This is a genomic window from Candidatus Equadaptatus faecalis, assembly GCA_018065065.1.
Classification (GTDB): Bacteria; Synergistota; Synergistia; order Synergistales; family Synergistaceae; genus Equadaptatus; species Equadaptatus faecalis.
Genome location: JAGHTZ010000050.1, coordinates 1 through 23,889, shown reverse-complemented (window position 1 = coordinate 23,889; position 23,889 = coordinate 1). Strand labels below are relative to the sequence as shown.

Genomic DNA, 23,889 nt, shown 5'->3' with positions numbered 1-23,889 from the left:
CTGCGGGAGAAACTTGCGCCGTGGGCGGGAATTAAGCTGTAAGCTGCAAGCTATAAGCCATAAGCAAAAAAAGCTTTGTCATACCGTGCTTGACACGGTATCCAGCGGCTTTGAAAAGACCTTGAAAAACGAACGACATACCCATACTGGGCACAGGCTGGATTCCGGCGTTCGTCGGAATGACGGACAAAAAAGGTTTTAACTTCAAACGTCCGCTTCAGCGGACACCACAATTGGTTCTCTTTGTAATTGGTACTTTTGGTAATTGTTTCTTATGGTAATTGCACTTTACCGTAATTGGTTTTCTTAACACACAGAAAGGAGAAAAAACAATGACAGAACAGACAAAACGGGTAGCAACAAAACTCAATCCGCATCTTCATGCGGAATTTATCCGCGCGACGAGGCTGAAAAACGAAACAATGAACGGTGTGCTGTGCAGATTTGCGAAACAGTACACGGAAGAAGTAAAAAGCGAACTGTTGCGTACGGCACGTTGAAGAAAAAAAATGTAAAAAAGGCTTGCGCAACGGCGATTATGCTGTATAATACGCAGGAAGACGGAACGTATTCCGCCAAAGTTGTGTCGTAAAACAACGCGGCAGAGCAACGACAGAAAAATCAAAGGAGAAAGGAGAGTGAGAATATGAACAAAACAGCGGCATTGCCAGCCAGCCAGCCAGCCAGGTCTCTCCTTCTAAGGAGAGCTCCTGTTCCTTTTCTCCTCTCCTTAAACTCCAAGCTTATTCAAACCCTTATTTTCAAAACAAACGCAGACAGTTCTGCGGGAATTAAAGTTGCCGATTTAACGGTGTGTCAAACTGCGGCGTATTTCTTGTTGTCATAAATTTTTTTATGAAGCACAATATAAAATATTTTACCAAAGGAGAGGGTAAAAATGAGAAACATCAAAAAACTTGCGGCAATCTTCATGCTCGTGTCGTTCATCTTCGGCACGGCACTGCCTGCGATGGCAGGAAACGGCACGGTAATTAACAGCTACAACGGGACTATATCTCAAAAAACCGGCACTGATGCAGGCGATTATTCCACGGCGATGGGCTACCAAACGAACGCCATTGGAAACTATTCCACGGCGATGGGCTACCAAACGAACGCTATCGACGCTTCTTCAACAGCGATGGGCTATCAAACGACTGCCAGCGGTCTCCATTCCACAGCGATGGGCGGTAATACGACTGCCGGCGGAGAGTCTTCCACAGCGATGGGCATAGAAACGACTGCCAGCGGTTATGCTTCCACAGCGATGGGCTGGCTTACGACTGCCAGCATCGACGCTTCCACGGCGTTGGGTTTTCATACGACCGCCAGCGGAAGAGCTTCCGTAGCGATGGGTGACTGGACAACTGCCAGCGGACCGATTGCTTTGGCTACGGGTACCCACACGTGCGCCACCGGAGCTGTTTCCGTAGCGATGGGAGACCATGCGACCGCGAGCGGTACCATTTCCGTAGCGATGGGCAAAGAAACGATAGCCAGTGGCGAACGTTCCACTGCGATGGGAGGCAATACGCAAGCAATCGGAATTGTTTCCACAGCGATGGGTAACTATACTATTGCCGAAGGGGAGGCTTCCGTGGCGATGGGTAATCATACGTATGCTCTCGGAGACGGCTCTACAGCGATGGGTACTCGGACGACTGCCAGCGGGCAAACTTCTACGGCGATGGGTGATGGTACAACCGCCAGCGGCGACTATTCCACAACGATGGGTTTCAGAACGGAAGCTGTTGGCGACGCTTCCACGGCGATGGGTTCCTATACGGATGCTAAGGGAAATTATTCCATGTCAACAGGTTACAAATCACTTGCAAATGGAGCAGCGTCTTTTGCCGGAGGCGGTCTGATTGAGGAAGCCGGCTCATCAACGTTCAAGGTTGGCGGAGGCAAAGCGTACGGCGACGGCTCCTTTGCGTTCGGCGCAGGCACTGTGGCAGGTGATGCGTCAGGAAAAGGCAAGGGAAGCGTCGCAATGGGTACGTTTGCACAGGCAGTCAGCGACAATACTTTTGCCCTTGGCTGGGCAACCCCCTTTAAGGATGAAGATACTGCCATGAGTTATATGGTATCAGGATTGAAAGATGTCGTTCTTAGCAAAGACAAGCATCCTGATCTTTATGCCACATGGGAAGGTCTTTTGAGTACGCTCCCCTCCGGCACGATACCGGGCATTGCCTCTGTTGATGACCTTGCCAATATTACAACCGAACAGGCGGAGATACTGGCAGCAGTATGCAAGCAATATGTACTGCATGACCCGACTATGTCAAACGCGGAACTGCTTTCGGAAGCTGTCGGGGAATATCTGCCGGCGATTTCAGGTACGACCGCAAGCGGCGAAAACGCCATAGCGATGGGTGCTTCAAAAAAACCGCAAGGTGTGGTTGCCTCAGGCGCAAATTCAATAGCTTTCGGCACAGATGCGAGAGCAACGCACGATAATTCCGTAGCGCTTGGCAACAACGCGATTACAAAAGCTGCGCAGAATGTGACAGGTGCGACAATCGGAACGAAAACCTACAACTTCACGGGCGGAACAACTGCTGAAGGCGTAGTGTCAGTTGGTGACACAGGACATCTGAAACAGATAGTCAATGTTGCCAACGGAGCGATAGAAAGCGGTTCAACCGATGCGGTGAACGGCGGACAGATATTTGACATAATCAGCAATCTTCCGGGTGGCGGCGGCGGAGAAGATGCCAACGCAGTACATTATGATGGTGCGGACAAGTCAACGATTGCGCTTGCAGGTGTGAACGGAACAAAGATAAGCAATCTGAAAGCAGGCGAAGTATCGCCTATGTCAACGGACGCTGTCAACGGCGCACAGCTTTACGCAAGAGACCTTGCGATAAGCGCGAACACGCAGGAAATCCGCGAAGTCGGCGCAATATCAGCGGCACTTGCAGGACTGCACTTTGCCGAACCGAGCGGCGAAGAAGGCGACAAACTTGTCGGAGCGGTGGCGTACGGCGGCTACAGGGGCGCGAACGCGGAAGCGATAGGACTTGCCTACAAACCGAACCCGAATATGATGCTCTCTGCCTCAACGTCAATCAGCAACGGAAACGACAGCCAGAACGCGTACAACGTCGGTTTCAGTCTGAAATTCGGCAAGGGCGAAACGGCAAAGACAAAGGCGGAGCTTCAGAAACAGGTGAAGTATGTCAGCGACGAGAATAAGGAACTTAAGAGTGAAATTGAGAACCTTAAGAAAGAGAATGCCGAGATTAAGGAAATGCTGAAAAAGCTGATTAAGTAGCAGTTTGAACGGCATACGCCGAAAAGTAATAAGCAGGCGGCTTGGAATTCCCAAGCCGCCGTGTTTTTTCAAAATAATTCGTCAGCGTTATTTTGTTTTTTCGGGTATGAAGAATATGAATACCAGCGAGCTGAGGAGAAGGAAGAACGGATAGTAAAGGTTCGGTATTATGTCAAACGCTGATATGCTGCAGCCGAGGCTTGCCGCCGCCGAGACGGCGACGAGTATCTGTGCGCCGTAGGGAAGTGCCCCCTGCACGATGCAGGAGAAGGTGTCGAGGATTGACGCCGTTTTGCGCGGAGAAATGCCGTAGTCTCCAGCCATTTCTTTTGCTATCTGGTTGGACATGACGATTGCGACCGTGTTGTTGGCTGTTGCTACGTCCATGGCGCTTACCAGTATTCCTATTCCGAGCTGTCCGCCTTTTCTGCCTTTGAAAATGCTTTTAATGAGGTGCAGCGCCGCGTCAAATCCGCCGTTTGCTTTCACGAGACCGCCTATTGCCGAGACGAGAACGGCGACCATCGCCGTTTCAAACATTCCGGCGCAGCCTGCTCCCATGTTGGAAAGCAGGTCAACTGCCTGTGTTGCCCCTGTGAAGAACACGATTACCGAGCCGGTTACGATGCCTGCGAGCAGTATGACGAATACGTTGAAGCCTATTATTCCGCCGAGAAGAACGAGCAGGTAGGGGATTATCTGTATCAGGTTGTAATCGTGCTGGATATATCCTGATACGTCATATTTGAGCGATACGAAGTAGAGGCATACAAGCGTTGCAAGGGCAGCCGGCAGCGCTATCGCGAAGTTTTCGCGGAATTTGTCTTTCATTTCGCAGCCCTGTCCGTTGCAGGCGGCTATCGTTGTGTCCGATATAAACGAGAGGTTGTCCCCGAACATTGCCCCGCCGACAACTGCGCCTATGCAGATTGGGAGGTCGAAGCCTGAGGCTTTGCCTATCGCTACGGCTATTGGGGTTATAAGGCTGATTGTTCCGACTGACGTGCCCATTGAAAGCGAGATGAAGCACGCAACGACAAAGAGAATGACCACCGCAAAACGCGTCGGTATGAGCGACAGCACGAAGTATGCGACGCTTTCCGCGCTGCTTCTTCCTACAACGCCGACAAAAGCGCCGGCGGCGAGGAATATCAGTATCATCGTTACGATATCCTTGTGTCCTATTTCTTTGCCCATCAGCGTCAGTTTTTCGTCAAAGCTGACAGCCCTGTTTTGGAAGCAGGCAAAGGTCAGGGCGATGAGAAACGCCACGACGACCGGTATTTTATAAAAGCCAAGCTCCATTTTGAGCCCGTATTCGTACAGAAATCCGAGTCCGAGATAGAATATGATGAATATGCCTATTGGCAGAAGTGCCGCAAAATTGTCTTTCTTTTCAAATTTTTCCAAGGTTTGACTCCCCTTTGTACGGATTTAAAGCAGTTCTTTTACTGCCGCTTCGATTTCTTCCGCTTTGACGCCTCTGCCGAGCCGTTTCAGTTCTTTGCCGTCCTTATAGAAGAGGAACGTCGGCATGCTCATAACGCGGAATTTCATGGCTACGCTGCGTTTGGCTGAGCAGTCAACCTTTGTGAATTTGATTTTGCCGCCGTACTGTCCTGCAAGCTGTTCGTATGCCGGAAGCAGAGCCATACAGTCGGGGCAGGTCGGCGCCCAAAAGTCGATCACCACCGGCATTGCCGTTTCTTCAAGCACCTCTGCGGTGCAGTTTTCCTTGTCAAGTTCAAGCATGAAGGTACACCCCCTGATTATGTGAATAAATTTAATGCCGCTTAAATTATACACTCTTGATAGCCTGTTGCGAAGAGGGTATAATTGTCTCTCATAAATTTGAACCTGTTACTGCGGAGGAGAGAGCGATGCCCTACGATTTTAGCGCAATAGAAAAAAAATGGCAGCAGAAATGGACGGAAGCCGGTATTTTCAATGTTGAGACCGACCCTTCAAAAAAGAAATTCTACTGTCTCGAAATGTTCCCGTACCCCAGCGGTGCGCTCCACATGGGACATCTTCGCAACTATTCGATTGGGGATATCATAGCCCGTTTCCTCAAAATGCACGGCTATAACGTTATTCACCCTATTGGCTTCGATTCTTTCGGTATGCCTGCGGAAAATGCCGCAATTAAGCACGGCATTGCCCCTTCAAAATGGACAATGGCGAACATAGAACACATGATAGACCAGCTCAAGGCTGTAGGATACAGTTATGACTGGCGGCGTCTCGTGCTCACCTGCAAGCCGGAATATTACAAATGGAACCAGCAGATATTCCTCAAAATGTACGAAAAAGGTCTTGTTTACCGCAAGCATGCGCCGGTCAACTGGTGCGACACGTGCAAAACGGTGCTTGCAAACGAGCAGGTTGAAAACGGTGTGTGCTGGCGCTGCGGAAATCCTGTTACAAAGCGCGGGCTTGACCAGTGGTTTATCCGCATTACGGACTATGCCGATGAGCTTGTCAAATGCCTTGACGATCTCAAGGGGTGGCCGGAGAGAGTTCTCACAATGCAGAAAAACTGGATCGGCAGATCGGAAGGTGTCCGCTTTACGATGGATATTGCCGGTACGGATCTCAATTTTGAAGCGTACACAACGCGTATTGATACAATTTACGGCGTAACCTTTGTCGCGCTTGCCGCCGAGCATCCGTTTGTCGAGGAATTTGCGAAACGCGCCGGCGGCGAAAAGGGTGAAGCGCTCCGCGCCTTTGCGAAGAAAATTATCAACAGGAGCAATATCGACCGTGAGGCTGTAGGCGTTGACAAGGAAGGTATGTTCACCGGCTTCTACGCAGTCAATCCGTTCAACGGCAAAAAAGCCCCGATATGGATTGCCGACTACGTTCTCACCGATTACGGCACAGGCGTTGTCATGGGCGTTCCCGCGCATGACCAGCGCGACTTTGATTTCGCAAGAAAGTATGACATACCCGTCATCGCCGTTGTCCGCCCGAAGGACGGCGAAATTCCCGACGGCAGCACGATGACGGAAGCCGTTCCCGCCTACGGAATTTCCTGCAATTCAGAGGAATTTGACGGGCTTGAAACGGCGGAGGCAAAGAAGAAATTTGCCGAATGGATAGAAAATAAGGGCATAGGAAAACGCGAAACGCAGTTCCGTCTGCGCGACTGGCTTATTTCCCGCCAGCGTTACTGGGGAACTCCGATTCCTGTCGTATATTGCGATAAATGCGGTGTAGTTCCTGTTCCTGAGGAGCAGCTGCCTGTCGAACTGCCGCTTGACGTTGAAATTCCGAAAAACGGAAGCAATCCGCTTGCCACGCGCGAGGACTGGGTGAATACCACCTGCCCGCACTGCGGAGGCCCTGCACGCCGCGAAACCGACACGATGGATACCTTCTACGATTCCTCATGGTATTTCATTCGTTACGCTTCGCCGTGGAACGAGGACAAAGCGTTTGACATTGAAGACGAAAAATACTGGATGACAGTTGACCAGTATATAGGCGGCATTGAACACGCCTGCCTGCATCTTATCTACGCGCGTTTCTTTACGAAGGTGCTTGCCGACCTCGGCATGCTGCCTAAGGATATGCGTGAGCCGTTTGACCGTCTGCTTACGCAGGGTATGGTTATCAAGGACGGTACGAAGATGTCAAAATCGGTCGGCAACGTTGTCGATCCTGATGAAATTATCAAGAAATACGGCGCGGACACGGCGCGTCTGTTCATACTTTTCGCCGCTCCGCCCGAAAAAGACCTTGACTGGTCAGACCGCGGCGTTGAAGGCAGTTTCCGTTTCCTCAGCCGTGTATGGAGACTTGTTGAAACGAATCTTGACGCGCTTAAGGCTGCGGGAAAGGGCAGAGTTAAACTTTCAGAGCTTAAATCGCCTGCCGCACGTGACCTGAAGCGCACGATACACAGCACGCTTGACAGGGTTACGAAGGATATTCGCGACGAACGCCAGTTCAACACGGCGGTCGCGAGACTTATGGAGCTTACGAACGCGCTTGTTTCCTTCAAGCCTGAAAACGGTCAGGACAACGCCGTAATGCGCGAAGGCGTGGAAACGCTGCTTCTCTGTCTCTGCCCGTTTGCGCCGCATATCACGGAAGAGCTGTGGCACCTTGTCGGCAACGACACTTTCCTCTCTGCGGAAAGCTGGTTTGAAGTTGACGAAGCAGCGCTTGTTCAGGACGAAGTGACGATAGTTCTTCAGGTGAACGGCAAGCTGCGCGAACAGTTCAGGGTAGCGGCAGGACTCTCAAAGGAAGAGCTTGAAAAAGAAATTATGTCGCGCCCCGAAACACAGGCGCGTCTTGAAGGAAAAGAAGTAGTCAAGGTTATCGCAGTTCCCGGCAGGCTTGTCAACGTTGTGGTGAAAGGCTGATGCCCGAACTCCGGCTTGTTGTCGCGTCAGGCACCTCGCAGAGGCGTCTGCTTGAAGAAACAGCGAAGGAGCTGGAACAAAAAGGATATGCAATGTCCGCCAGACTTGAAGGCGGAGAGTGGCAGCCTCTGCTCTCCGACAATATGTCCGGCGGACTTTTTGACGAAAACCGTTTCATTATAGTAGAGGAAGCCGAAAGCCTGGGAACCCTGCCTGAGCAGTTTTCTCCCATGGTTCAGAAGGATTCCCCCGTCGTTATTGTTCTCGTCTACGAAAACGAGCCGTCCAAACTTATTCCGAAAGAAATACTCGGCAAATGCACCGTGCTGAAGCCTGCCGCGTATCCGCGCTGGCCGAGGGAAAGACAGCAGTGGGTTGAAACCCTTGCGAGGAACATGAACGTTGCTCTGGCGCGGGATGCCGCCGCTTTGATGGTTGAACTGGTCGAAGATCCTGAGGAAATACGCGGACAGCTCGTAACCCTTGCCGCGCTCAAGGGCGGCAAAATCGTATCTGCGGAAGACGTGGAAAATTTCTGCCTTGACGACGGAAGCAAAAATCTGCTCAGACTGCTTGACGGAATATGCAGCGGAGACAGTACGGCAGCTATGAAAAGCCTTGCGGCAATGGAGAAAACGGCGCAGTCAGGAGACCTTATAAAACTGACTTCCGCGCTTCACAACCGCTTCCGCCTTGCCTTTTACGGAGCGGTGTTTCCGCGCATGGCTGAGCATTTCAAAAACGCTTTCGGCGCGCGCGACTACGCGTGGAGACTTGCCCAGTCTGCGGCAAGACGCTTCGGTCCCCGCGCTCTCTTCCGTTTCCTCGTCGGAATACTGCGGCTTAACGCAGGCGAGAAATCTGGCACGTCAAACGGCTGGCACGAGCTTGAATTTCTTGTCATAGAACTGTTCGGAAAATAATGTCTGCCGCATTGCGGCGTTTCTGCATATAAAAATTCAACGTAACTTTGGAGGTTCTGTCATGCTGAAAAAACTTGCGGTTCTGACAAGCGGCGGAGACGCGCCGGGAATGAACGCGGCAATTCGTTCGGTTGTACGCTCCGCTCTTTACAATAATATGGAAGTAACCGGTATTATGAACGGATATCAGGGGCTGCTTAACGGAGATTTTATGCCTATGTCAAAGGGTTCCGTGGGCGGTATTCTGCTGCACGGCGGGACAATTCTCCGTACTGCGCGGTGTCTTGAGTTCATGAAGCCTGAAGGTATTGACATGGGCGTTGAAATGCTGAGAAAGAACGGTATAGACGCGCTGGTGGTAATCGGCGGCGACGGTTCTTTCCACGGGGCAAAAGGCATTGCCGACAGAGGTTTTCCTGTCGCCGGCGTTCCCGCAACCATTGACAATGACATGGGCGGTACTGATTATACGATAGGCTTTGATACGGCGTGCAACACGGCGCTTGAATGCGTTGCGCGTCTGCGCGATACGGCGTCAAGCCACGACAGGCTTTTTATTGTAGAGGTTATGGGCAGAAATGCCGGTTATATAGCGCTTCAGACAGGAATTGCCTGCGGTGCGGAATATATCGTTATACCGGAGAAGCCCGTTGATATAGAGCATATATGCAGCAAGCTTGACTACTCAAGAAAACGCGGCAAATCACACTCAATTATAATTACGGCTGAGGGCGCCTGCTCGGCGCAGAAGCTTTGCGACGAGCTGAAGGGCAGGGAAGATTACGACCCTCGCACGATTGTGCTGGGACATCTGCTGCGGGGCGGTCATCCCACCTGCATGGACGCTTCTATTGCCGCCCGTCTCGGAGCAGCTTCCGTAGAACATCTGATAGAAGGAAACAGCGGATTTATGGCAGGTATGGTGAACGGCTCCGTCAAATTTTCGCCGCTTGAAAAAGCATGGGAGGATAAAGGAGACATTGATGAGAATATCATGCGTCTGCTTAGTATTTTGAGTATATAAAAAGAGAACGAAGAACCCCTTCGCTCGTTTTACTCGCTCGAACGAAGAACGAAGAACCTGGGGGCATTGGAGGATTATTAAAAATGGCTGACGAAAATAATCCGCTTGGGTACAAATCGGAAAATTTTGCGGTAAGAATAATAAAATTATGTGATATGTTGTACACAAAGAATAATGGTGTTTTGGCAAGACAGCTCTTGCGTTCGGGAACGAGCATAGGAGCAAATGTCGCAGAGGGTCAGGCAGGGCAGTCTGTTCCGGATATGTTGTCTAAATTCAAGATTGCCGAAAAGGAAGCCCGTGAAAGCAAATACTGGCTGAAACTGCTTCTAAGAAGCAATGGAATATCGAAGGAAACGTACGTTGGTTTTGTTTGTGAACTTGATGAAATTATCAGTATGCTTGTAGCAAGCTGCTGTACATTGTCTGCGAAGAAAGGCAACTTATCAAGTTAAGGTAATTATAGTGTCTTCTAAGTCTGTAATAGTTCTTTGTTCTTCGTTCGTTGTTCTTCGTTCAAAAAAAATCACCGGTCACCCGGTGATTTTTTTAAGCAAGTGTTTTAAGCTTAGCTGCCATGCCGGCTTTGCGGCGTGCTGCGGTATTACGGTGTACGACACCTTTAACCACTGCTTTGTCAAGAACTCCCTGCGCAAGGTCGAAGCGCTGTTTTGCGAGTTCAGCGTCTTTTGCCTCTACTGCATCAAGAACTTTTTTGACAGCATTTTTGCAGCGCGTTTTCCAGAAGCGGTTGTAAATACGGTTCCTTTCTGCGATGAGAACGCGCTTTTTGGCTGATTTGTTGTTGGGCATGCCGTTACACCTCCTTCAGGTAATGCCTTCGTTTTTTCAGACGGGGAATATACTACCACAAGTTATATATATTTTGCAACCATTATTTGCATTTTATGAAAAATTTTGTTAAAATTCCTCTTGCCGCGGGTTAAGTGAAATATTTCTCTTGCCCAAACGCCGTTGTTGTGGTATATTCTACCAGTTGCATTGCAAATGACATCACGATTATCTGCTCATAGATAATGTAAGCACGGGAGGTGTAGTCTGTGAAACGTACATATCAGCCGCATAACACCAGACGCAAACGCGCAATGGGTTTCCTCGTTCGCTCGGCTTCAGCAAGCGGACGCCGTATTCTGAGAAACCGTCGCCGCAAAGGCAGAGCACGTCTTGCCGTCTAATCAGCTGTTGTGAAGTTCAGATTCCCGTCTGAAGCCCGTTTAAAAAGCCCAAGACAGTTTGATCTTGTTTTTCGCACCGGACGTCGTCAAACCGGCGGGCTGGTGCGTTTATTGTTTCTGGACGGGTATGACGGTGAAACAAAGTTCGGCGTGGCGGTAAGCAAAAAGATAGCCAACGCCGTAGGACGTGTCAGGGGACGCCGTATGTTGAGAGAGTCTTTAAGGCGTCTCAGACCGTGGACAAAGAAGGGCTGTTGGATTGTCGTGTCGCTGCGTGATACGGCGCTGGAGAGTTCCGCAAAGGACGTGTATTATGACGTTGCGCGTCTTATGAAAAGAGCGGGGCTTATGACCGACGACTGGCAGGGAGCTGACTGGGACGCTGATTCGGCGCATGAAGCTTAAGGAAGTTCCGGCGGAAACCGCTGTTTTCTTTGTCAGAATGTACCGCGCGGCAGTTTCGCCGCTTTTGGGCGGCGGCAAGTGCCGTTTTTGTCCGACCTGCTCTGAGTATGCCGTTGAGGCGTTCAGGGAATACGGCTTTTGCCTCGGATTTCTTCTTGCGGCGCGCAGACTGCTGCGCTGCGGGCCGTGGAGCAGCGGAGGATATGATCCTCTCCCTGACAGGGAGGAGATTAAAAGGATTTGGTTGGGAAGACTCTTCAAACCTCGAAAGGATGGGTAATTTATGGGTTCACTTTGGAACGGGGCAGCAGATCTTCTTAAGCTGTTCCTCGAACAGTTCTACAAGCTCACAGGTTCTTACGGTACGTCGATTGTTATTTTGACGGTTATTATCAGACTGCTGCTTTACCCGCTTAACAAAAAACAGCTGGTAAGCATGCAGGCAATGCAGAAAATTCAGCCCAGGCTGAAAATGCTTCAGGAAAAATACGGCGACGACAAGCAGAAGCTCGGCGAAGAAACGATGCAGCTTTACAGGGAATACAAGGTTAATCCCGCCGCCGGCTGTATGCCGATGCTTGTTCAGCTGCCGATCCTAATTCTGCTTTTCCAGGTGCTCAGGAAACATGATTTCGGCGATGCGGCGTATCTCGGGATTTTCAAGCTCAGCACCTCGGCTGTCAACGGACTTTCTCAGGCATGCGGCGGCCCCGCTACGGAAAGACTCGTTGATGCCGTTAAAGCAGTTTTCGCAAATCCTGCCGGACTTTCAAACTTCTCACTGTATGCGGGCAACGTATTCCTTATCATTGCCATAGTTTTCCTTACATGGCTGCAGCAGAAGATGTCAACGGGCGATAATCCGCAGATGGCTACAATGAACACGGTTATGCCGATATTTATGGCGTGGATCTGCCTTTCAATGCCCGGAGGCGTTATGATTTACTGGGGTCTCTCAACGCTTGTCGGCGTTGTTCAGCAGTATTATGTCGTGAAGAATACCAAAATTGAAATGGCAAACAAACCGTCGCTCCACAAAAACAAACCGGTCGTTGAAGTTGTCGAGGACGACGACGAATACGAGTGGGTTGAAGTTGAAGACGATGAAGAATAGGTGTACTGTTATGGAAAAATATCGCGAACAGGTTCCAATGCCTGAAATAGAGAGCAAAATTTTTGAATGTTCCAGCGAGGAAGAAGCAAAGGAAAAAGCTGCTGAATTCTGGGGCGTGCAGCCTGAGGACATTAAGACGGAAATTCTTTCGGAAGACAAGAAACTTTTCGGGCTTCTCGGAACAAAGCTCAGGATTGAAGCCAGAACAATAGCTCCTGTTTCATACATTCAGTCCTGCTATTTCGTGAACGAAATACTTGCGAAAATGGACGTGGACCTCGTGCCGGAGCTTGACGAAGACGGTATCGTCAATCTTGTCGGTGAAGATCAGGGCGTAGTAATCGGACGTTACGGCGAAACGCTCAAAGCGCTTGAATATCTTACGAACCTTGTCTGCCACGAGGACCTTTCTACCCGCCGCATCCGTTTTGACTGCGGGGGCTACAGGGACAAGAGAACACACACTCTCACCCGCCTTGCAATTTCGCTTGCACGCGAAGCGGTCAAAAAAGGCGCTCCTGTCAGCCTCGATCCGATGACAAGCTGGGAACGCCGTATCGTACACATAGCGCTGCGCGGCAATGACGAAGTGGAAACAAAATCAGTAGGTACAGAGCCTGACCGGCACGTTACAATCAACCCTGTTGGTTTTTCTGCAAAACGCGCTCCGCACAGACACCGCCGTTAAATGTATCCCGTACTTTTCAGAATCGGTTCTTTTGAAGCCCGCAGTTACTATGTGCTGTGGGCTTTTGCTTTGCTTCTGTTTCTGCGTTGTACCTTTGCCCGCTGTACGAAAAGGTACGGAGCGGATCCTCAGACGGCAATGTCCGCGCTTCTCTGGGTGTACTGCTGCGCGATTGGAGGAGCAGTCCTCGGCGGCGTTCTGGAAAAACTGCCGCTTGTGCTTTCCGGCAATGAATCTGTTAAAATTCTGCTGCACGGAGGGGCTTCCTCCGGTTTCGGCATTTTAAGCGGCGGCATAGCCGGAATTTTAAGGCTTCGCGGTGAAAAATTTACCGTCAGCGCATTTGCCGACGCCGCGTCGCTTCCGGTTTCGGCAATGCTTTCTGTCGGGCGTATCGGCTGTCTGCTTGAGGGGTGCTGCAAGGGAATTGTCATTGAAAAACGCTGGTATGCACTGCATTTTCCGCAGGATGTGCCGGGCGTTTTCCGTTTTCCGTCGCAGACTCTTGAAGCCTTTGCCTGTGCGCTGATTTTTCTGTGTCTCTGTTTTGCAGGGAAAAAACTTTCGGGCAGATACAAAGGGGCTGTTCTGTTCCCGCTTTTCCTTATTCTGTACGGGGCGTACAGACTGTTTCTTGACGCTTTCCGCGAGCCGTCGCAGTTTGCCGCGTTCAAGAGCGCACAGCCTCTTTCCCTGGCGGCTCTCCTTACAGGCGTCTGCTGGCTTGTATCAAGCCTGAGAAAAAGCAAGGACAAAAACTGCTGACAGACTGTCTGTTTTACCTGTGAAAAATTAAGTAAAATTACTAATGTCTTTTAAAGTTTTTACGGTATTATAGACGCGTAAGGAAAATACGGCGGCGCGCGAAACGGACGCGTCTGCCGAAAGGAAGGTGAAGGAAATGAACGATAAGGACAAAAGAATTGAAGAACTCGAACAGGAAATCAAGTCGCTGAAATGCGCTCTGGCGGAAACCGGCAGACACGCTGCAAAAAAAACAGCGGTTGATTTCGGGAAAATGGCGTCTGAACTCAACGAAGGAACGGGAAAACTTATTGACAGCGTCAAACCTGCCGTTAAGGAGACGAAGGAAAAGCTTAACAAAAAAATACAGAAAAGACCGTTTGTTTCGGTATGTGCGGCGATGGGAGCCGGTCTCGTTCTTGCGAGTCTTGCAAAGCGCAGAAAAAACAGCTGACGTACAGCTGAATTTATATGCTAAAATATCTCAAATTATGAAAAAGGGGTGTCTGTTATGACGGAAGCAAACGGAGCAGTTGTAAAAATCGAAGAACTTAAAGAAGAAATCAACGAACTCAAAGAAGAGATAGCCGAAAAAACGTGCGCAATGTCTGAAAACGCGGCTGTCAACTGCGAAAAACTCAAAGAGGCGATAGAAGACAAAACCGGCGAAATCATCGAAGCGGTCAAGCCCTATATCGAAGAAGGCAAAAAGAGAACGGAAGAAGCTGCGGAACAGCTCGGCGAAACGATTAAGGAAAAACCGCTTGCGTCCGTAGGCATCGCTTTCGCAGCCGGGGTACTTCTTGCAAAGCTTTTCAGACGCCGTTAACGGTGAACTGCAATGAAATCGCTTTCTGACGTAGTGCTTAATTTCTTTGAACTGCTTGAAGCCGAAGGCAGACTTTTCAGGGAAAAAGTTATTTCCGCAGGCACCGGCATAGTTTCGGTCCTGATCGGCGGACTGTTTTTGTTTGCAGCCTGTCTGCTCGCAGCCTTTGCCGCGTTTCTGTGGATTGAATTCTATTACGGCTCAATAATTGCGCTGCTGGTTATAGCTTTAGTCTTTGCGGTGATCGGAAGCACTCTCGTATTTGCCGGAAAAAGGTAAGCGGAATGGTATCGGCGAACGAACTCGCTCTTGCTGAAGCGAAGAAAAATTTCAGCAGTGCGGTTGACGGTTTCGGGCCGCTTAAATTTATCCGCGAGCATCCGCTGGCGTCTGCCGGAATCGCGCTTTCAGCCGGTGTTATAGCCGGATTGCTGCGGTTCCCTAAAGTTAAAACGCTTCTGCTTTCGCCGCCGGTTATCGGACTGCTTAAAAAACGTTAAATTCTGCACAGGGCTGAATAAGAATATTTCAGCCTTGACACAAAACGGAATGACGGGTATACTTTCTTCTCGTGGCGGCATAGCCAAGCGGTAAGGCAGAGGACTGCAAATCCTTTATCCCCAGTTCGATTCTGGGTGCCGCCTCCATAGAAAAACAATGTGCGCAGCTCAGGCTGCGCACATTTTAATTTATGTACGGTAAATTAATTGCTTTTGATTACCACGCCGAGATGTTTCCAAAGGTCTGTGTCTATTTCGGCGGCAACCAAAGCAATTTTGAGATCCTTGCCGGAAGCGGTTTTCCATGCTGAAAAATCGTAACCGTCTCCACGTCCGGCCTTGTATTCGCAAAGTTCGCCGGCAGAGTTTGTGAAGCTGTACGTGTCACCGTTTATGCTTATCTTGTCCTGAGGAATGAACTCTCCTTCGTCTTCAGCTGCTTTGACAGCGTCTTCCGTAATGAAATTCTGTATAAACGCAACAAACTCGTCATACGTGTGCCACGTGTCGCTTAAAAGCTCTTCATGCTCCGTAAGGGAGTATTTTTTCACTCCGCCTTCTTCCTTGCAGGCGATGCCCCATCTGTCGTTTTTCAGGAAACTGCATACCGGTCTGTTCTGCCGGAAATCCAGAACTGAAGCTTCCGCGTACGGCATGATCTGTCCGTTAAATTTGATTGCCATGTGGGTGACCTCCGAAATCTTTTATTTTTGAGTTCTGTTATTCTATCCTAATTTTATGCTTCCTGCAAGGATATACAGCAGTTCAGCGGCAGCTGTTCAATGGGGATATTTTTTTGATTCAAATCTCCACAAAATCTCCACATAAATATCATATTATTGTCACAAACAGGGCGTAATATCTGTGTCAGCGGAGGCAATCCGCAACACTACACACCGCAAGGAGGACACAGATATGAAGACTAACAGGACAATCACGGCAATTCTTACACTGGCTTTTTTGGTTTCCTGCACGGCGGCTTTTGCAGGCGACACGGCACCGAAAAATTCCGGCGGAAAGAAATTTGCACACGGACATCACGGCATTCACAAAATGAAAGCTCAGCTAAGCGCCGAGGACAAAGCACAGTTTGAGAAGCTGCACACGCTTGAGCAGCAGCTCGGCAAAGAAATGAAAAAAACTTCGCCGGACAAAACGAAAGCAATGGCGCTCAAAAAGCAGATTGAAGACGTGCGCGTTACAATGTCTCAGAAGCACTTTGAAAAAATGCTGAACAATCCGAACTTCGGCAAACATGAATCAAAGCTCACTGATGCCCAGAAGGCGCGTTTCAAAAAAATGCGCGAGCTGCGCTCCGCAATCAAAGAAGAATTTGTGAACGGCACGCCGGACAAGGCAAAAGTAATTCAGCTTAACAACGAGCTGCTCAGCCTGAAAAAAGAAGCCTCACTCGAACGCTTTGAATACATGCTCAACAATCCGGATAAATGCAAGGCATGGGGCAAAGCCAAATTCGGGCACGGAAAGCGTCACGGTTTCGGACACAGACACTGCCGCGGAAAAGATTTCGGACACGGACACTGCGGAAAAAGCGGCTCCACGGACGCTGAAAAATTTTAGGAAATCTTAAGCGGAGGCGGGCGTAAAGCCCGCCCTCTGTGGTAAAATATCGGAACAGGGGGCATAGGGAATGAAGATACTTATTGTTGAGGACGAAAGGGCTATCGCCGAAGTTGAAAAAGCCTACATGGAAAAGGACGGCTATACGGCGGACATCGCCGGAGACGGGCTTAAAGGGCTTGAAATGTTTGCGGCAGAGAACTACGACCTTGTAATACTTGACCTTATGCTTCCGGGTATGTCCGGCGTTGACGTTTGCAGGGCAATCCGCATGAAATCACAGGTTCCGATTATCATGGTCACTGCCCGCAGCGGAGAAGACGACGTTGTTTCGGGGCTTGACGCAGGTGCCTCCGATTACGTCATAAAACCGTTCAGTCCGCGGGTTCTCATGGCACGTGTCCGTGCCAACACAAGGAAAGAAGCGGACAGCTCTGAGCCGCAAATCATACGCGTCGGAAACTCCCTGACCGTTGACACGAAAAATTTCACCGTAACCAAAAACGGAGAAGAAATAGCATTTACCAGAAACGAATTTATGATTTTCTCCAAAATGGCTGCCAAGCCTGAAAAAATATGGAGCAGGGACGACATTATAACCCACGCTCTCGGCTACGAATACGACGGTTTTGAACGTTCAATAGACAGCTATATCAAAAACATAAGAAAAAAACTCGCCGATCCCGAACATGAAAACGGCTACATAAAAACTGTTCACGGTTTCGGCTACAAGGTGTCCGAACAATGAAACGCTCGCTGAGATCAAAACTGCTGCTTCAATATACTGCGCTCGTGCTGGTCTGCATGCTTGTAATTCCCGCGTTTGTCGCAGGGCAGATGGGCAGGCAGTTCCACAAATTCAGCGCCGAACGCTTTGCGGAAGACAGACAGCAGCTTGTTGAAATGATACAGGGCAGCATTGTCTCGGGAAACAACGGTAAAGATTTGCAGAACGAAATTCTTCGCTGGCCGGTTGTTTCAGCGAAGGTGTACGGCGCTGACGGGGCGGAACTTTTTGAACTCAGACACGTGTCGCACCGCAGAAAAACAGGCACGGCAGCGCAGCGCGGCTTTAAAGGCAGACTGCAGACGGAAACGGTTGAACTGCTTGCCGGAAACGGAACAAAAATAGGAAGTGTGAAACTTGAAATTCTTCCGTTCAAGATAAGCAGGGAAGGCTTCTTCCTGAAAAAATTTAAAAGAAATCTGGAACTGTGGATAGTTATAATGCTTGTTCTGGCAGCATTATTCGCGGTTTACATGACAGAAAAAATAATCCGTCCGGTGCTTGAAGCCGCAAAACGGGCGGAAATGATAAGCAAAGGAAGTTTTCCGGCGGAAAAAAGCGCCGGTTCTGACATAAAAGAAATACAGCAGCTTACGGACAGCGTTGACAGACTCGGCTGCGAGCTTGCAGAGCAGGAAAACCTGCGCAGACGGCTTATGAGCGACATAGCGCACGAGCTTCGCAACCCCGTAACGGTTGTCAAAGCGCACCTTGAAGCGTTTGAAGACGGCGTATGGGAGCCTACGCACGACAGGATAGCGCTAACGCGCTCGGAAATCGACAGACTTTCGCTGCTCATCAAGGAAGTTGAAAAGCTGACAGTGCTTGAAAAAGCGGATACGGCGCTGGTTTTGTCAAATACAGACCTTTCGCTGCTTGCGGAAGAGTGTGCGCAGAGCTTTGACCCGCTGTTTGAAAACAAAGGCGTTGAACTTAAAAGAGAAATTGACAAAGGTGCGGAACTGGCGCTTGACGCGGCGAAAATACGCCAGATTATGGAAAATCTGCTCTCAAACGCGCTTCGCTACACGGACAAAGGCGGTACGGTGCTGCTCTCGCTGAAAAAGCATGACGGACGTACAGAACTGTCCGTGAAAGACAGCGGCATAGGCATCTCTGCGGAAGATCTGCCCAACGTATTTGAACGCTTCTACCGCACGGACAAATCCCGTGCGAGAGAAAGCGGAGGAATGGGAATAGGGCTTGCCGTTGTCAAAGCCATTGTTGAAGCGCACGGCGCAAAAATCCGCGCCGAAAGCGCAGAGGGAAAAGGAAGCTGTTTCACGATTGTTTTTGAAGCGCAAAAATATTGCCGCTCAGGCGCAGAACAGTAAAATTCTATTATAATAATTAAGTTTCTTTCCGGCGGATACAGGGTTGGAAGCTGCAAGTCAAAGAGAGGTGCGCAAAATGAAAAAACGAATAATCTTAACGGCAGTCCTTCTGCTGGCGGCAGTTTCATCAGCCGGCGCGGCAGAACTGACGCTCGCCGAATGTATTGAAACAGCGGTTAAAAATCATCCAGACCTTGCCGCGTCAGAAGCCAGGGTTGACTCCGCCAAAGCGGGCATAAGCCAGGCAAAAGCAGGAGCCCAGCCGCAGGTTGACCTGAACAGCGGCTATACGCGGGGAAATTCGCCGCTTGAGGACGAAACCACCCGCGGAAACTACAACACTGGCGTCACGCTTTCGCAGCTCATCACCGACTCGGGCAAAACGAAACTGAGAATTAAAAAAGCGCAGCAGACGACGGACGCAAGCAAAGAAGACCTTGCCGAAAAACGCAACGAAATAGTCCGCAGTGTCTCCGACGCGTATTACAGCTTAAACAGCACAGTCCGCGGCTGTGAAGTGGCGCAGACACGCTACGACAACTACGCAAAAAGACTTGACTGGGCAAATGCCTATTACAAGGCGGGCAAAAAGCCGAAAATTGAAGTTACCAGAGCTGAAGCAGACCTCGCAAGCGCAAAGCTCGCGCTGATAACCTCAAAAACGGATGTGCAGGTAGCCAGAGCGGAGCTTGCCTCAGCCATGGGCGACGCTCAGCTGAAAATAGAATCGGTCAGGGATGAGCTTGAATACGAGGACTGGAACATCTCCGAAGACGAAGCGATAAAAACCGCTCTTGCCGCCAGACCGGAACTCATTGCCAAAGCCAAAAGAGTGGAAGCGGTGAAATCCGAACTCGGCATACAGCAGAAAGGCATGTCGCCTACGGTCTCTCTCGGCGGAGGCTATACGCTCTCCGGAAGCGCACCGGCTGACGACAAAGACTGGAACGCAAGACTGACGCTTTCGCTTCCTCTCACGGACGGCGGCGCGACAAACAGCAGAATTGCCCAGGCAAGAGCAGACCTAAAGGCTGCCGAAGCCGAACAGAAATCGCTGCAGAACGCAGTTGTGCTTGAAGTCCGCACAGCATGGCAGAGCATGATAAAGGCAAAAGAAAGCATAGTTTCCGCAAAAGAAGCCGAACGCAAGGAAAAAGAAAACCACGAGCTTGCGGCAAAGCGCTACGAAGCGGGAGTCGGAAACAGCCTTGAAATATCCGACGCGGTTGACAGCTACGCGCTGTCACAGGCAAAAACAATACTTGCACTTTACGGCGGAAAGAGTTCACAGCTTACGCTGCTCAAAGCGATAGGAGGCAAAAGGTAATGAAACTTAACAAGAAAAAAATCATTCTGATACTGATTGCGTTAGCTGCGATATTTGCGGCAGTCAGCTTTATGGGCGGGAAAAAACAGCAGATTGATTTGTACAGAACAGCCGGAGTACGCAAAGCTAATCTTCGTTCCGTAATTTCCGCAACAGGCACACTGAAAGCTACAGAAACGGTTGACGTCGGTACGCAGATATCGGGAAAAATCGTCGAGCTGCACGTTGACTACAACAGCGTGGTCAAAAAAGGACAACTCATAGCCAAAATGGACTCCTCAACGCAGACAACGGACATGCTTGCGGCACAGGCAAACTACCTCGCGGCGGAAGCAGACCTTGACGCCAGCCTTGCAAGACTTGAAAAGGCGGAAAAAGACTACAAGCGTTCAAAAGAACTTGCCGAGCAAGACCTTATAGCAAAAACGGAATTTGACTCGTCAGTAAGCGCGCTTAAAACGGCACAGGCAGACGTGGCGGTTTCAAAAGCAAAAATAAACCAGACGCGCCAGTCTCTGAACAAAACAAAAATAACGCTCGGCTACACGTACATCTACGCGCCTGTTGACGGCGTTGTCGTTGCTAAAAACGTTGAAGAAGGACAGACAGTCGCGGCAAGCTATTCAACGCCGAGCATCGTTGAAATCGCGCGAGACCTTACGAAAATGCAGGTTGAAATCCGTGTTGACGAAGCTGATATAGGCAGTGTCAGGGACGATCAGCCGGCAGAATTTACGGTTGACTCCTTCCCTGAAAGAAAATATTTCGGAAAAGTTACTCAGATACGCCTGTCACCGACCACAACGGACAACGTCGTAACCTACACTGTTGTTGCTGACGTTGACAACAGCGACCTGTCGCTGCTCCCCGGCATGTCGGCGAATGTGTCGCTCATACTCAAAGAAAAGATAGACACGCTCTCAGTGCCCAACAGCGCTTTCCGCTTCAAGCCAATAGTCAGGAACAAAAAATCCAATGCAGGAGCAGGCGGCGGAATGGGTGGTGGTATGATGCGCCCGAAAGCAACCGTGGCTGAAATTGCAAAACCGTCTGTTTACGTGCTTGAAAACGGCAAACCTGTCAAACGCGAAGTTGAAAAAGGCATCACAGACGGAGAACGCACGGAAATCAAAAAGGGACTTAAAGAGGGCGAACGCGTCATAACCGGAGTAAACCTCAAAAAAGAAGGGTAAGACATGGCTCTTGTTGAAGTAAAAGACATAAGAAAAAGCTTTATGCTCGGCGAAGACCAGATTGAAATTCTGCACGGTGTCAACCTCAGCGTGGAACGCGGCGAATTTGTCGCAATGATGGGGCCTTCGGGCAGCGGAAAATCAACGACGATGAACATACTGGCCTGTCTTGACACTCCAACCTCAGGCACCTACATACTTGACGGGCAGAACGTGGAACATCTTGATTCCGACCAGCTTGCCGAAATACGCAACGCCAAAATAGGCTTCGTCTTTCAAGGCTTTAACCTGCTGAAAAAAACCAGCGCGCTTGAAAACGTGGAACTTCCGCTGCTTTACGCCGGAATTGAAAAAGAAGAACGCAGAAAACGCGCAAAACAGGTGCTTACGGACATGGGGCTGGAAGACAGGATATACCACGAACCGACGCAGCTCTCCGGCGGACAGCAGCAGCGTGTGGCAATAGCGCGCGGAATAGTCAACAAGGCACCCATACTTATGGCTGACGAACCTACAGGAAACCTTGACACCAAAACCAGCGATGAAATTATGGCGCTCTTCTGCGAACTCAACGAAAAAGACGGCATAACGATAATACTCGTAACGCATGAGCCCGACGTTGCGGCATACGCCAAACGCATACTCCATTTCCGCGACGGAGTCATAATGGACGACATAATAAACACAGAGAGGAGGGCATGGAAATGATAGCCGGAGAAGAAATACTTCGAAGCGCTCTTAAATCGCTGCGCAGAAACAAATCAAGCTCCATGCTCACCACGCTCGGAATAACGATAGGTGTTGGGGCGGTTATAGCCGCTTTTGCAATCGGACAGGGCGCCAACAAAATGATAGACGAACAGATAGCCGCCTTCGGAAGCAACTTCATCATGGTATTTTCGCAGCGTTCAGGCAGTTCCTCACAAGGCAGCATACGCTACATCACCATTGACGACGCAAATGCCATTGAGCAAAACGTGTCAGGAATAGACGCGCTTGCCCCGCTTGTCAATGCTTCCGTAACGGTTATATACGGCAACACGAACTGGGCAACCTCGTTAGTAGGCAGCAACGCAAACTACTCTTACGTGCAGAGCCGTGAAATAGCAAAGGGACGTGACATATACGACAGCGACGTGCGTCAGGGAACAAAAGTTGCTGTCATAGGGCAGACCGTTGCGGAAAAACTGTTCGGAGAAGAAAATCCTCTTGGCAGAAGCATACGCGTCAACAAAATACCGTTCACAATAGTCGGTATATACGAGAAAAAAGGACAGTCGCAAATGGGCAGCGACCAGGACGACATAATACTGATTCCCATTACCACAGCGCAGAAAAGAATTGTCAGAATTCGCGGCAGCGTGAACAGAATACAGAGCATCTACATACAGGGCGTATCCATGGAAGCGCTTGACTATATTCAGGCTGAAACAGAGGCGCTGCTCCGTGAACTGCACAAAATTGGGAAAGGCGAACCTGACGACTTCTCGGTGCGCAACATATCGCAAATGCTTGAAGCGCGCAAAAAAACGACCTCAATAATGTCCATGCTGCTGGCGGCGATAGCCTTTATCTCGCTTGTCGTCGGCGGTATAGGAATTATGAACATAATGCTGGTATCCGTAACGGAACGCACGAAAGAAATCGGCGTGCGAATGGCGGTAGGCGCAAAAATGAGCGACATACGCACGCAGTTCCTTCTCGAAGCAGTTGTGCTCTCGAACATAGGAGGTTTTCTCGGAATACTCTGCGGAATAGCAGCGGGTTTCGGGCTTGCCACCCTCACGCAGGCGCCGCCGATATTCTCAATCGCTTCCATACTGCTTGCATGGATATTCTCAGGCATGGTCGGTGTCGGCTTCGGCTACTATCCGGCGTACAAAGCCTCGCTCTTAAACCCGATAGACGCGCTGAAATACGAATAGAACATAAAGCTGTAGCCGTTGGCTGTAAGCTGTGAGCGGAAAAGCAAAGTGCAAAATGCAAATGAAAAAACTTTAAGAAACAAAGAATAACAAACGGCTTGGAAGTAAATCCCAAGCCGTTTTTAGTTTCCCCAAATGTTTCGCCATACGCTATAAGCTATTGGCTATAGGCTTTGGCGCTGAAGCGCCGCTGTGTATAGTGACGCAGGCACACAAAACATAAGCTTTAAGCTGCAAACCGCTTGTTTGAAAAGATTTTAACGGTTTTGCTTATAGCCTGTGGCATATAGCGTATAGCAGTTTAACGCTGTACTTAAACAAACGACGAACTAAGAACGACAAACGAAGAACAAATTAAAACCTTAACGCTCGTTTCACTTGCGTAACGTCGCTGGATGCTGCACTTCCGCTGCGCTCCATGCAGCATACCCCTACGGGGCACGCGAGACAAAGATTTTTGTTCTGCGTTCTTCGTTCTTCGTTCGGCGTTCGTATCACTTCGGATTACTTCCTACTGGGCTGGATACCGATTTTGCATGGTACCGTCCGCTCGTTTTCTGTCCGAAGCTTGCAGGGCTCTTGCTTTCCCTGCCTCCTTCCCGAAAGCATCGGCCTCGTGTCTCAGCCCTGCAACCCGACCGCTAAGCGTGCCGTTACCGA

Annotated in this window: 29 protein-coding genes and 1 tRNA gene; 26 read left to right on the top strand and 4 right to left on the bottom strand. The window is 49.9% G+C overall.

The features are described 5' to 3' along the window. From KBS54_03945 to KBS54_03930, 4 genes are all read left to right on the top strand, one after another. Window positions 1-202, top strand: a 202-nt coding sequence (locus KBS54_03945) for a hypothetical protein (protein ID MBQ0055282.1), incomplete at its 5' end; no start/stop codon positions are given. Between the two features lie 130 nt (window positions 203-332). Then, window positions 333-500: a hypothetical protein gene (locus tag KBS54_03940; GenBank protein MBQ0055281.1), complete on the top strand. Its 168-nt coding sequence runs from the start codon at window positions 333-335 to the stop codon at window positions 498-500. A 146-nt stretch (window positions 501-646) separates the two neighbouring features. Next, window positions 647-847: a hypothetical protein gene (locus KBS54_03935; protein MBQ0055280.1), complete on the top strand. Its 201-nt coding sequence runs from the start codon at window positions 647-649 to the stop codon at window positions 845-847. A 51-nt stretch (window positions 848-898) separates the two neighbouring features. Beyond that, window positions 899-3,283, top strand: a complete 2,385-nt coding sequence (locus tag KBS54_03930; protein MBQ0055279.1) for a YadA-like family protein — start codon at window positions 899-901, stop codon at window positions 3,281-3,283. 87 nt (window positions 3,284-3,370) lie between these two features. On the opposite strand, the gene KBS54_03925 is transcribed toward KBS54_03930, so the two are convergent. Together KBS54_03925 and KBS54_03920 are read right to left on the bottom strand one after the other, a co-directional pair. Next, on the bottom strand, window positions 3,371-4,693 hold the full coding sequence (locus KBS54_03925; protein MBQ0055278.1) for a Na+/H+ antiporter NhaC family protein: 1,323 nt from the start codon (window positions 4,691-4,693) through the stop codon (window positions 3,371-3,373). 24 nt (window positions 4,694-4,717) lie between these two features. Further along, on the bottom strand, window positions 4,718-5,035 hold the full coding sequence (locus tag KBS54_03920; GenBank protein ID MBQ0055277.1) for a thioredoxin family protein: 318 nt from the start codon (window positions 5,033-5,035) through the stop codon (window positions 4,718-4,720). Between the two features lie 128 nt (window positions 5,036-5,163). Between KBS54_03920 and KBS54_03915 the strand changes: the two genes are divergently transcribed. The 4 genes from KBS54_03915 (at window position 5,164) to KBS54_03900 (ending at window position 10,061) form a co-directional block, all read left to right on the top strand. Beyond that, window positions 5,164-7,659, top strand: a complete 2,496-nt coding sequence (locus KBS54_03915; protein MBQ0055276.1) for a leucine--tRNA ligase — start codon at window positions 5,164-5,166, stop codon at window positions 7,657-7,659. After that, complete coding sequence (locus tag KBS54_03910) at window positions 7,659-8,582, top strand: hypothetical protein (GenBank protein ID MBQ0055275.1); 924 nt, start codon at window positions 7,659-7,661, stop codon at window positions 8,580-8,582. Before KBS54_03915 ends, KBS54_03910 begins: the two co-directional genes overlap by 1 nt. 64 nt (window positions 8,583-8,646) lie before the next feature. Continuing rightward, complete coding sequence (gene pfkA, locus KBS54_03905; protein MBQ0055274.1) at window positions 8,647-9,606, top strand: 6-phosphofructokinase; 960 nt, start codon at window positions 8,647-8,649, stop codon at window positions 9,604-9,606. 83 nt (window positions 9,607-9,689) lie between these two features. Further along, entirely contained in the window at window positions 9,690-10,061 is a 372-nt protein-coding gene (locus KBS54_03900; protein ID MBQ0055273.1) for a four helix bundle protein, read from the top strand. Between the two features lie 94 nt (window positions 10,062-10,155). Here KBS54_03900 and rpsT read toward each other — a convergent pair whose 3' ends face one another. After that, window positions 10,156-10,419: a 30S ribosomal protein S20 gene (gene rpsT, locus KBS54_03895; GenBank protein MBQ0055272.1), complete on the bottom strand. Its 264-nt coding sequence runs from the start codon at window positions 10,417-10,419 to the stop codon at window positions 10,156-10,158. 248 nt (window positions 10,420-10,667) lie between these two features. Here rpsT and rpmH point away from each other — a divergent pair, with 248 nt between their 5' ends. The 11 genes from rpmH to KBS54_03840 all read left to right on the top strand — a co-directional run bounded on the left by rpmH (window position 10,668) and on the right by KBS54_03840 (window position 15,229). Further along, on the top strand, window positions 10,668-10,802 hold the full coding sequence (gene rpmH / locus KBS54_03890) for a 50S ribosomal protein L34 (protein MBQ0055271.1): 135 nt from the start codon (window positions 10,668-10,670) through the stop codon (window positions 10,800-10,802). Between the two features lie 9 nt (window positions 10,803-10,811). Beyond that, on the top strand, window positions 10,812-11,207 hold the full coding sequence (gene rnpA, locus KBS54_03885) for a ribonuclease P protein component (protein ID MBQ0055270.1): 396 nt from the start codon (window positions 10,812-10,814) through the stop codon (window positions 11,205-11,207). Continuing rightward, window positions 11,197-11,487, top strand: coding sequence for a membrane protein insertion efficiency factor YidD (gene yidD / locus KBS54_03880; GenBank protein MBQ0055269.1), 291 nt, complete (start codon window positions 11,197-11,199; stop codon window positions 11,485-11,487). Before rnpA ends, yidD begins: the two co-directional genes overlap by 11 nt. Before the next feature lie 3 nt (window positions 11,488-11,490). Further along, window positions 11,491-12,321: a membrane protein insertase YidC gene (locus tag KBS54_03875; GenBank protein MBQ0055268.1), complete on the top strand. Its 831-nt coding sequence runs from the start codon at window positions 11,491-11,493 to the stop codon at window positions 12,319-12,321. 10 nt (window positions 12,322-12,331) lie between these two features. Next, complete coding sequence (locus tag KBS54_03870) at window positions 12,332-13,009, top strand: KH domain-containing protein (GenBank protein ID MBQ0055267.1); 678 nt, start codon at window positions 12,332-12,334, stop codon at window positions 13,007-13,009. After that, window positions 13,010-13,774 (top strand): prolipoprotein diacylglyceryl transferase, encoded by a 765-nt coding sequence (locus KBS54_03865; protein ID MBQ0055266.1) that lies wholly within the window; start codon window positions 13,010-13,012, stop codon window positions 13,772-13,774. A 136-nt stretch (window positions 13,775-13,910) separates the two neighbouring features. Then, window positions 13,911-14,207 (top strand): hypothetical protein, encoded by a 297-nt coding sequence (locus KBS54_03860; GenBank protein MBQ0055265.1) that lies wholly within the window; start codon window positions 13,911-13,913, stop codon window positions 14,205-14,207. 57 nt (window positions 14,208-14,264) lie between these two features. Beyond that, window positions 14,265-14,582 (top strand): DUF883 family protein, encoded by a 318-nt coding sequence (locus KBS54_03855; protein MBQ0055264.1) that lies wholly within the window; start codon window positions 14,265-14,267, stop codon window positions 14,580-14,582. A 12-nt stretch (window positions 14,583-14,594) separates the two neighbouring features. Beyond that, window positions 14,595-14,861: a hypothetical protein gene (locus tag KBS54_03850; protein ID MBQ0055263.1), complete on the top strand. Its 267-nt coding sequence runs from the start codon at window positions 14,595-14,597 to the stop codon at window positions 14,859-14,861. Window positions 14,862-14,866: 5 nt separating this feature from the next. Beyond that, window positions 14,867-15,082: a hypothetical protein gene (locus tag KBS54_03845; protein ID MBQ0055262.1), complete on the top strand. Its 216-nt coding sequence runs from the start codon at window positions 14,867-14,869 to the stop codon at window positions 15,080-15,082. Window positions 15,083-15,155: 73 nt separating this feature from the next. Beyond that, a tRNA-Cys gene (locus KBS54_03840) sits at window positions 15,156-15,229 on the top strand. A gap of 56 nt (window positions 15,230-15,285) precedes the next feature. Here the strand turns inward: KBS54_03840 and KBS54_03835 are convergent. Then, the gene (locus KBS54_03835; GenBank protein ID MBQ0055261.1) at window positions 15,286-15,765 is read right to left on the bottom strand and encodes a hypothetical protein; all 480 of its coding nucleotides are present in this window, start codon (window positions 15,763-15,765) and stop codon (window positions 15,286-15,288) included. Window positions 15,766-15,997: 232 nt separating this feature from the next. Between KBS54_03835 and KBS54_03830 the strand changes: the two genes are divergently transcribed. The 7 genes from KBS54_03830 (at window position 15,998) to KBS54_03800 (ending at window position 23,229) form a co-directional block, all read left to right on the top strand. Further along, entirely contained in the window at window positions 15,998-16,663 is a 666-nt protein-coding gene (locus tag KBS54_03830; GenBank protein ID MBQ0055260.1) for a hypothetical protein, read from the top strand. A 70-nt stretch (window positions 16,664-16,733) separates the two neighbouring features. Then, window positions 16,734-17,411 (top strand): response regulator transcription factor, encoded by a 678-nt coding sequence (locus tag KBS54_03825; GenBank protein ID MBQ0055259.1) that lies wholly within the window; start codon window positions 16,734-16,736, stop codon window positions 17,409-17,411. After that, entirely contained in the window at window positions 17,408-18,784 is a 1,377-nt protein-coding gene (locus KBS54_03820) for a HAMP domain-containing histidine kinase (GenBank protein MBQ0055258.1), read from the top strand. Before KBS54_03825 ends, KBS54_03820 begins: the two co-directional genes overlap by 4 nt. Before the next feature lie 76 nt (window positions 18,785-18,860). Then, complete coding sequence (locus tag KBS54_03815; GenBank protein MBQ0055257.1) at window positions 18,861-20,111, top strand: TolC family protein; 1,251 nt, start codon at window positions 18,861-18,863, stop codon at window positions 20,109-20,111. Then, window positions 20,111-21,304, top strand: a complete 1,194-nt coding sequence (locus KBS54_03810; GenBank protein MBQ0055256.1) for an efflux RND transporter periplasmic adaptor subunit — start codon at window positions 20,111-20,113, stop codon at window positions 21,302-21,304. The genes KBS54_03815 and KBS54_03810 overlap by 1 nt, the downstream gene beginning before the upstream one ends. Before the next feature lie 3 nt (window positions 21,305-21,307). Next, window positions 21,308-22,012 (top strand): ABC transporter ATP-binding protein, encoded by a 705-nt coding sequence (locus KBS54_03805; protein ID MBQ0055255.1) that lies wholly within the window; start codon window positions 21,308-21,310, stop codon window positions 22,010-22,012. After that, window positions 22,009-23,229, top strand: coding sequence for an ABC transporter permease (locus KBS54_03800; protein ID MBQ0055254.1), 1,221 nt, complete (start codon window positions 22,009-22,011; stop codon window positions 23,227-23,229). The genes KBS54_03805 and KBS54_03800 overlap by 4 nt, the downstream gene beginning before the upstream one ends. Window positions 23,230-23,889 lie beyond the last annotated feature (660 nt).

What these genes read in the sequence shown, in the direction of transcription:
- KBS54_03940 (MBQ0055281.1), top strand. Translation starts at nt 333, where the DNA reads ATGACAGAACAGACAAAACGGGTAGCAACAAAACTCAATCCGCATCTT.
- KBS54_03935 (MBQ0055280.1), top strand. Translation starts at nt 647, where the DNA reads ATGAACAAAACAGCGGCATTGCCAGCCAGCCAGCCAGCCAGGTCTCTC.
- KBS54_03930 (MBQ0055279.1), top strand. Translation starts at nt 899, where the DNA reads ATGAGAAACATCAAAAAACTTGCGGCAATCTTCATGCTCGTGTCGTTC.
- KBS54_03920 (MBQ0055277.1), bottom strand. Translation starts at nt 5,035, where the DNA reads ATGCTTGAACTTGACAAGGAAAACTGCACCGCAGAGGTGCTTGAAGAA.
- KBS54_03915 (MBQ0055276.1), top strand. Translation starts at nt 5,164, where the DNA reads ATGCCCTACGATTTTAGCGCAATAGAAAAAAAATGGCAGCAGAAATGG.
- KBS54_03910 (MBQ0055275.1), top strand. Translation starts at nt 7,659, where the DNA reads ATGCCCGAACTCCGGCTTGTTGTCGCGTCAGGCACCTCGCAGAGGCGT.
- KBS54_03900 (MBQ0055273.1), top strand. Translation starts at nt 9,690, where the DNA reads ATGGCTGACGAAAATAATCCGCTTGGGTACAAATCGGAAAATTTTGCG.
- rpsT (MBQ0055272.1), bottom strand. Translation starts at nt 10,419, where the DNA reads ATGCCCAACAACAAATCAGCCAAAAAGCGCGTTCTCATCGCAGAAAGG.
- yidD (MBQ0055269.1), top strand. Translation starts at nt 11,197, where the DNA reads ATGAAGCTTAAGGAAGTTCCGGCGGAAACCGCTGTTTTCTTTGTCAGA.
- KBS54_03875 (MBQ0055268.1), top strand. Translation starts at nt 11,491, where the DNA reads ATGGGTTCACTTTGGAACGGGGCAGCAGATCTTCTTAAGCTGTTCCTC.
- KBS54_03870 (MBQ0055267.1), top strand. Translation starts at nt 12,332, where the DNA reads ATGGAAAAATATCGCGAACAGGTTCCAATGCCTGAAATAGAGAGCAAA.
- KBS54_03865 (MBQ0055266.1), top strand. Translation starts at nt 13,010, where the DNA reads ATGTATCCCGTACTTTTCAGAATCGGTTCTTTTGAAGCCCGCAGTTAC.
- KBS54_03860 (MBQ0055265.1), top strand. Translation starts at nt 13,911, where the DNA reads ATGAACGATAAGGACAAAAGAATTGAAGAACTCGAACAGGAAATCAAG.
- KBS54_03855 (MBQ0055264.1), top strand. Translation starts at nt 14,265, where the DNA reads ATGACGGAAGCAAACGGAGCAGTTGTAAAAATCGAAGAACTTAAAGAA.
- KBS54_03850 (MBQ0055263.1), top strand. Translation starts at nt 14,595, where the DNA reads ATGAAATCGCTTTCTGACGTAGTGCTTAATTTCTTTGAACTGCTTGAA.
- KBS54_03845 (MBQ0055262.1), top strand. Translation starts at nt 14,867, where the DNA reads ATGGTATCGGCGAACGAACTCGCTCTTGCTGAAGCGAAGAAAAATTTC.
- KBS54_03835 (MBQ0055261.1), bottom strand. Translation starts at nt 15,765, where the DNA reads ATGGCAATCAAATTTAACGGACAGATCATGCCGTACGCGGAAGCTTCA.
- KBS54_03830 (MBQ0055260.1), top strand. Translation starts at nt 15,998, where the DNA reads ATGAAGACTAACAGGACAATCACGGCAATTCTTACACTGGCTTTTTTG.
- KBS54_03825 (MBQ0055259.1), top strand. Translation starts at nt 16,734, where the DNA reads ATGAAGATACTTATTGTTGAGGACGAAAGGGCTATCGCCGAAGTTGAA.
- KBS54_03820 (MBQ0055258.1), top strand. Translation starts at nt 17,408, where the DNA reads ATGAAACGCTCGCTGAGATCAAAACTGCTGCTTCAATATACTGCGCTC.
- KBS54_03815 (MBQ0055257.1), top strand. Translation starts at nt 18,861, where the DNA reads ATGAAAAAACGAATAATCTTAACGGCAGTCCTTCTGCTGGCGGCAGTT.
- KBS54_03810 (MBQ0055256.1), top strand. Translation starts at nt 20,111, where the DNA reads ATGAAACTTAACAAGAAAAAAATCATTCTGATACTGATTGCGTTAGCT.
- KBS54_03805 (MBQ0055255.1), top strand. Translation starts at nt 21,308, where the DNA reads ATGGCTCTTGTTGAAGTAAAAGACATAAGAAAAAGCTTTATGCTCGGC.
- KBS54_03800 (MBQ0055254.1), top strand. Translation starts at nt 22,009, where the DNA reads ATGATAGCCGGAGAAGAAATACTTCGAAGCGCTCTTAAATCGCTGCGC.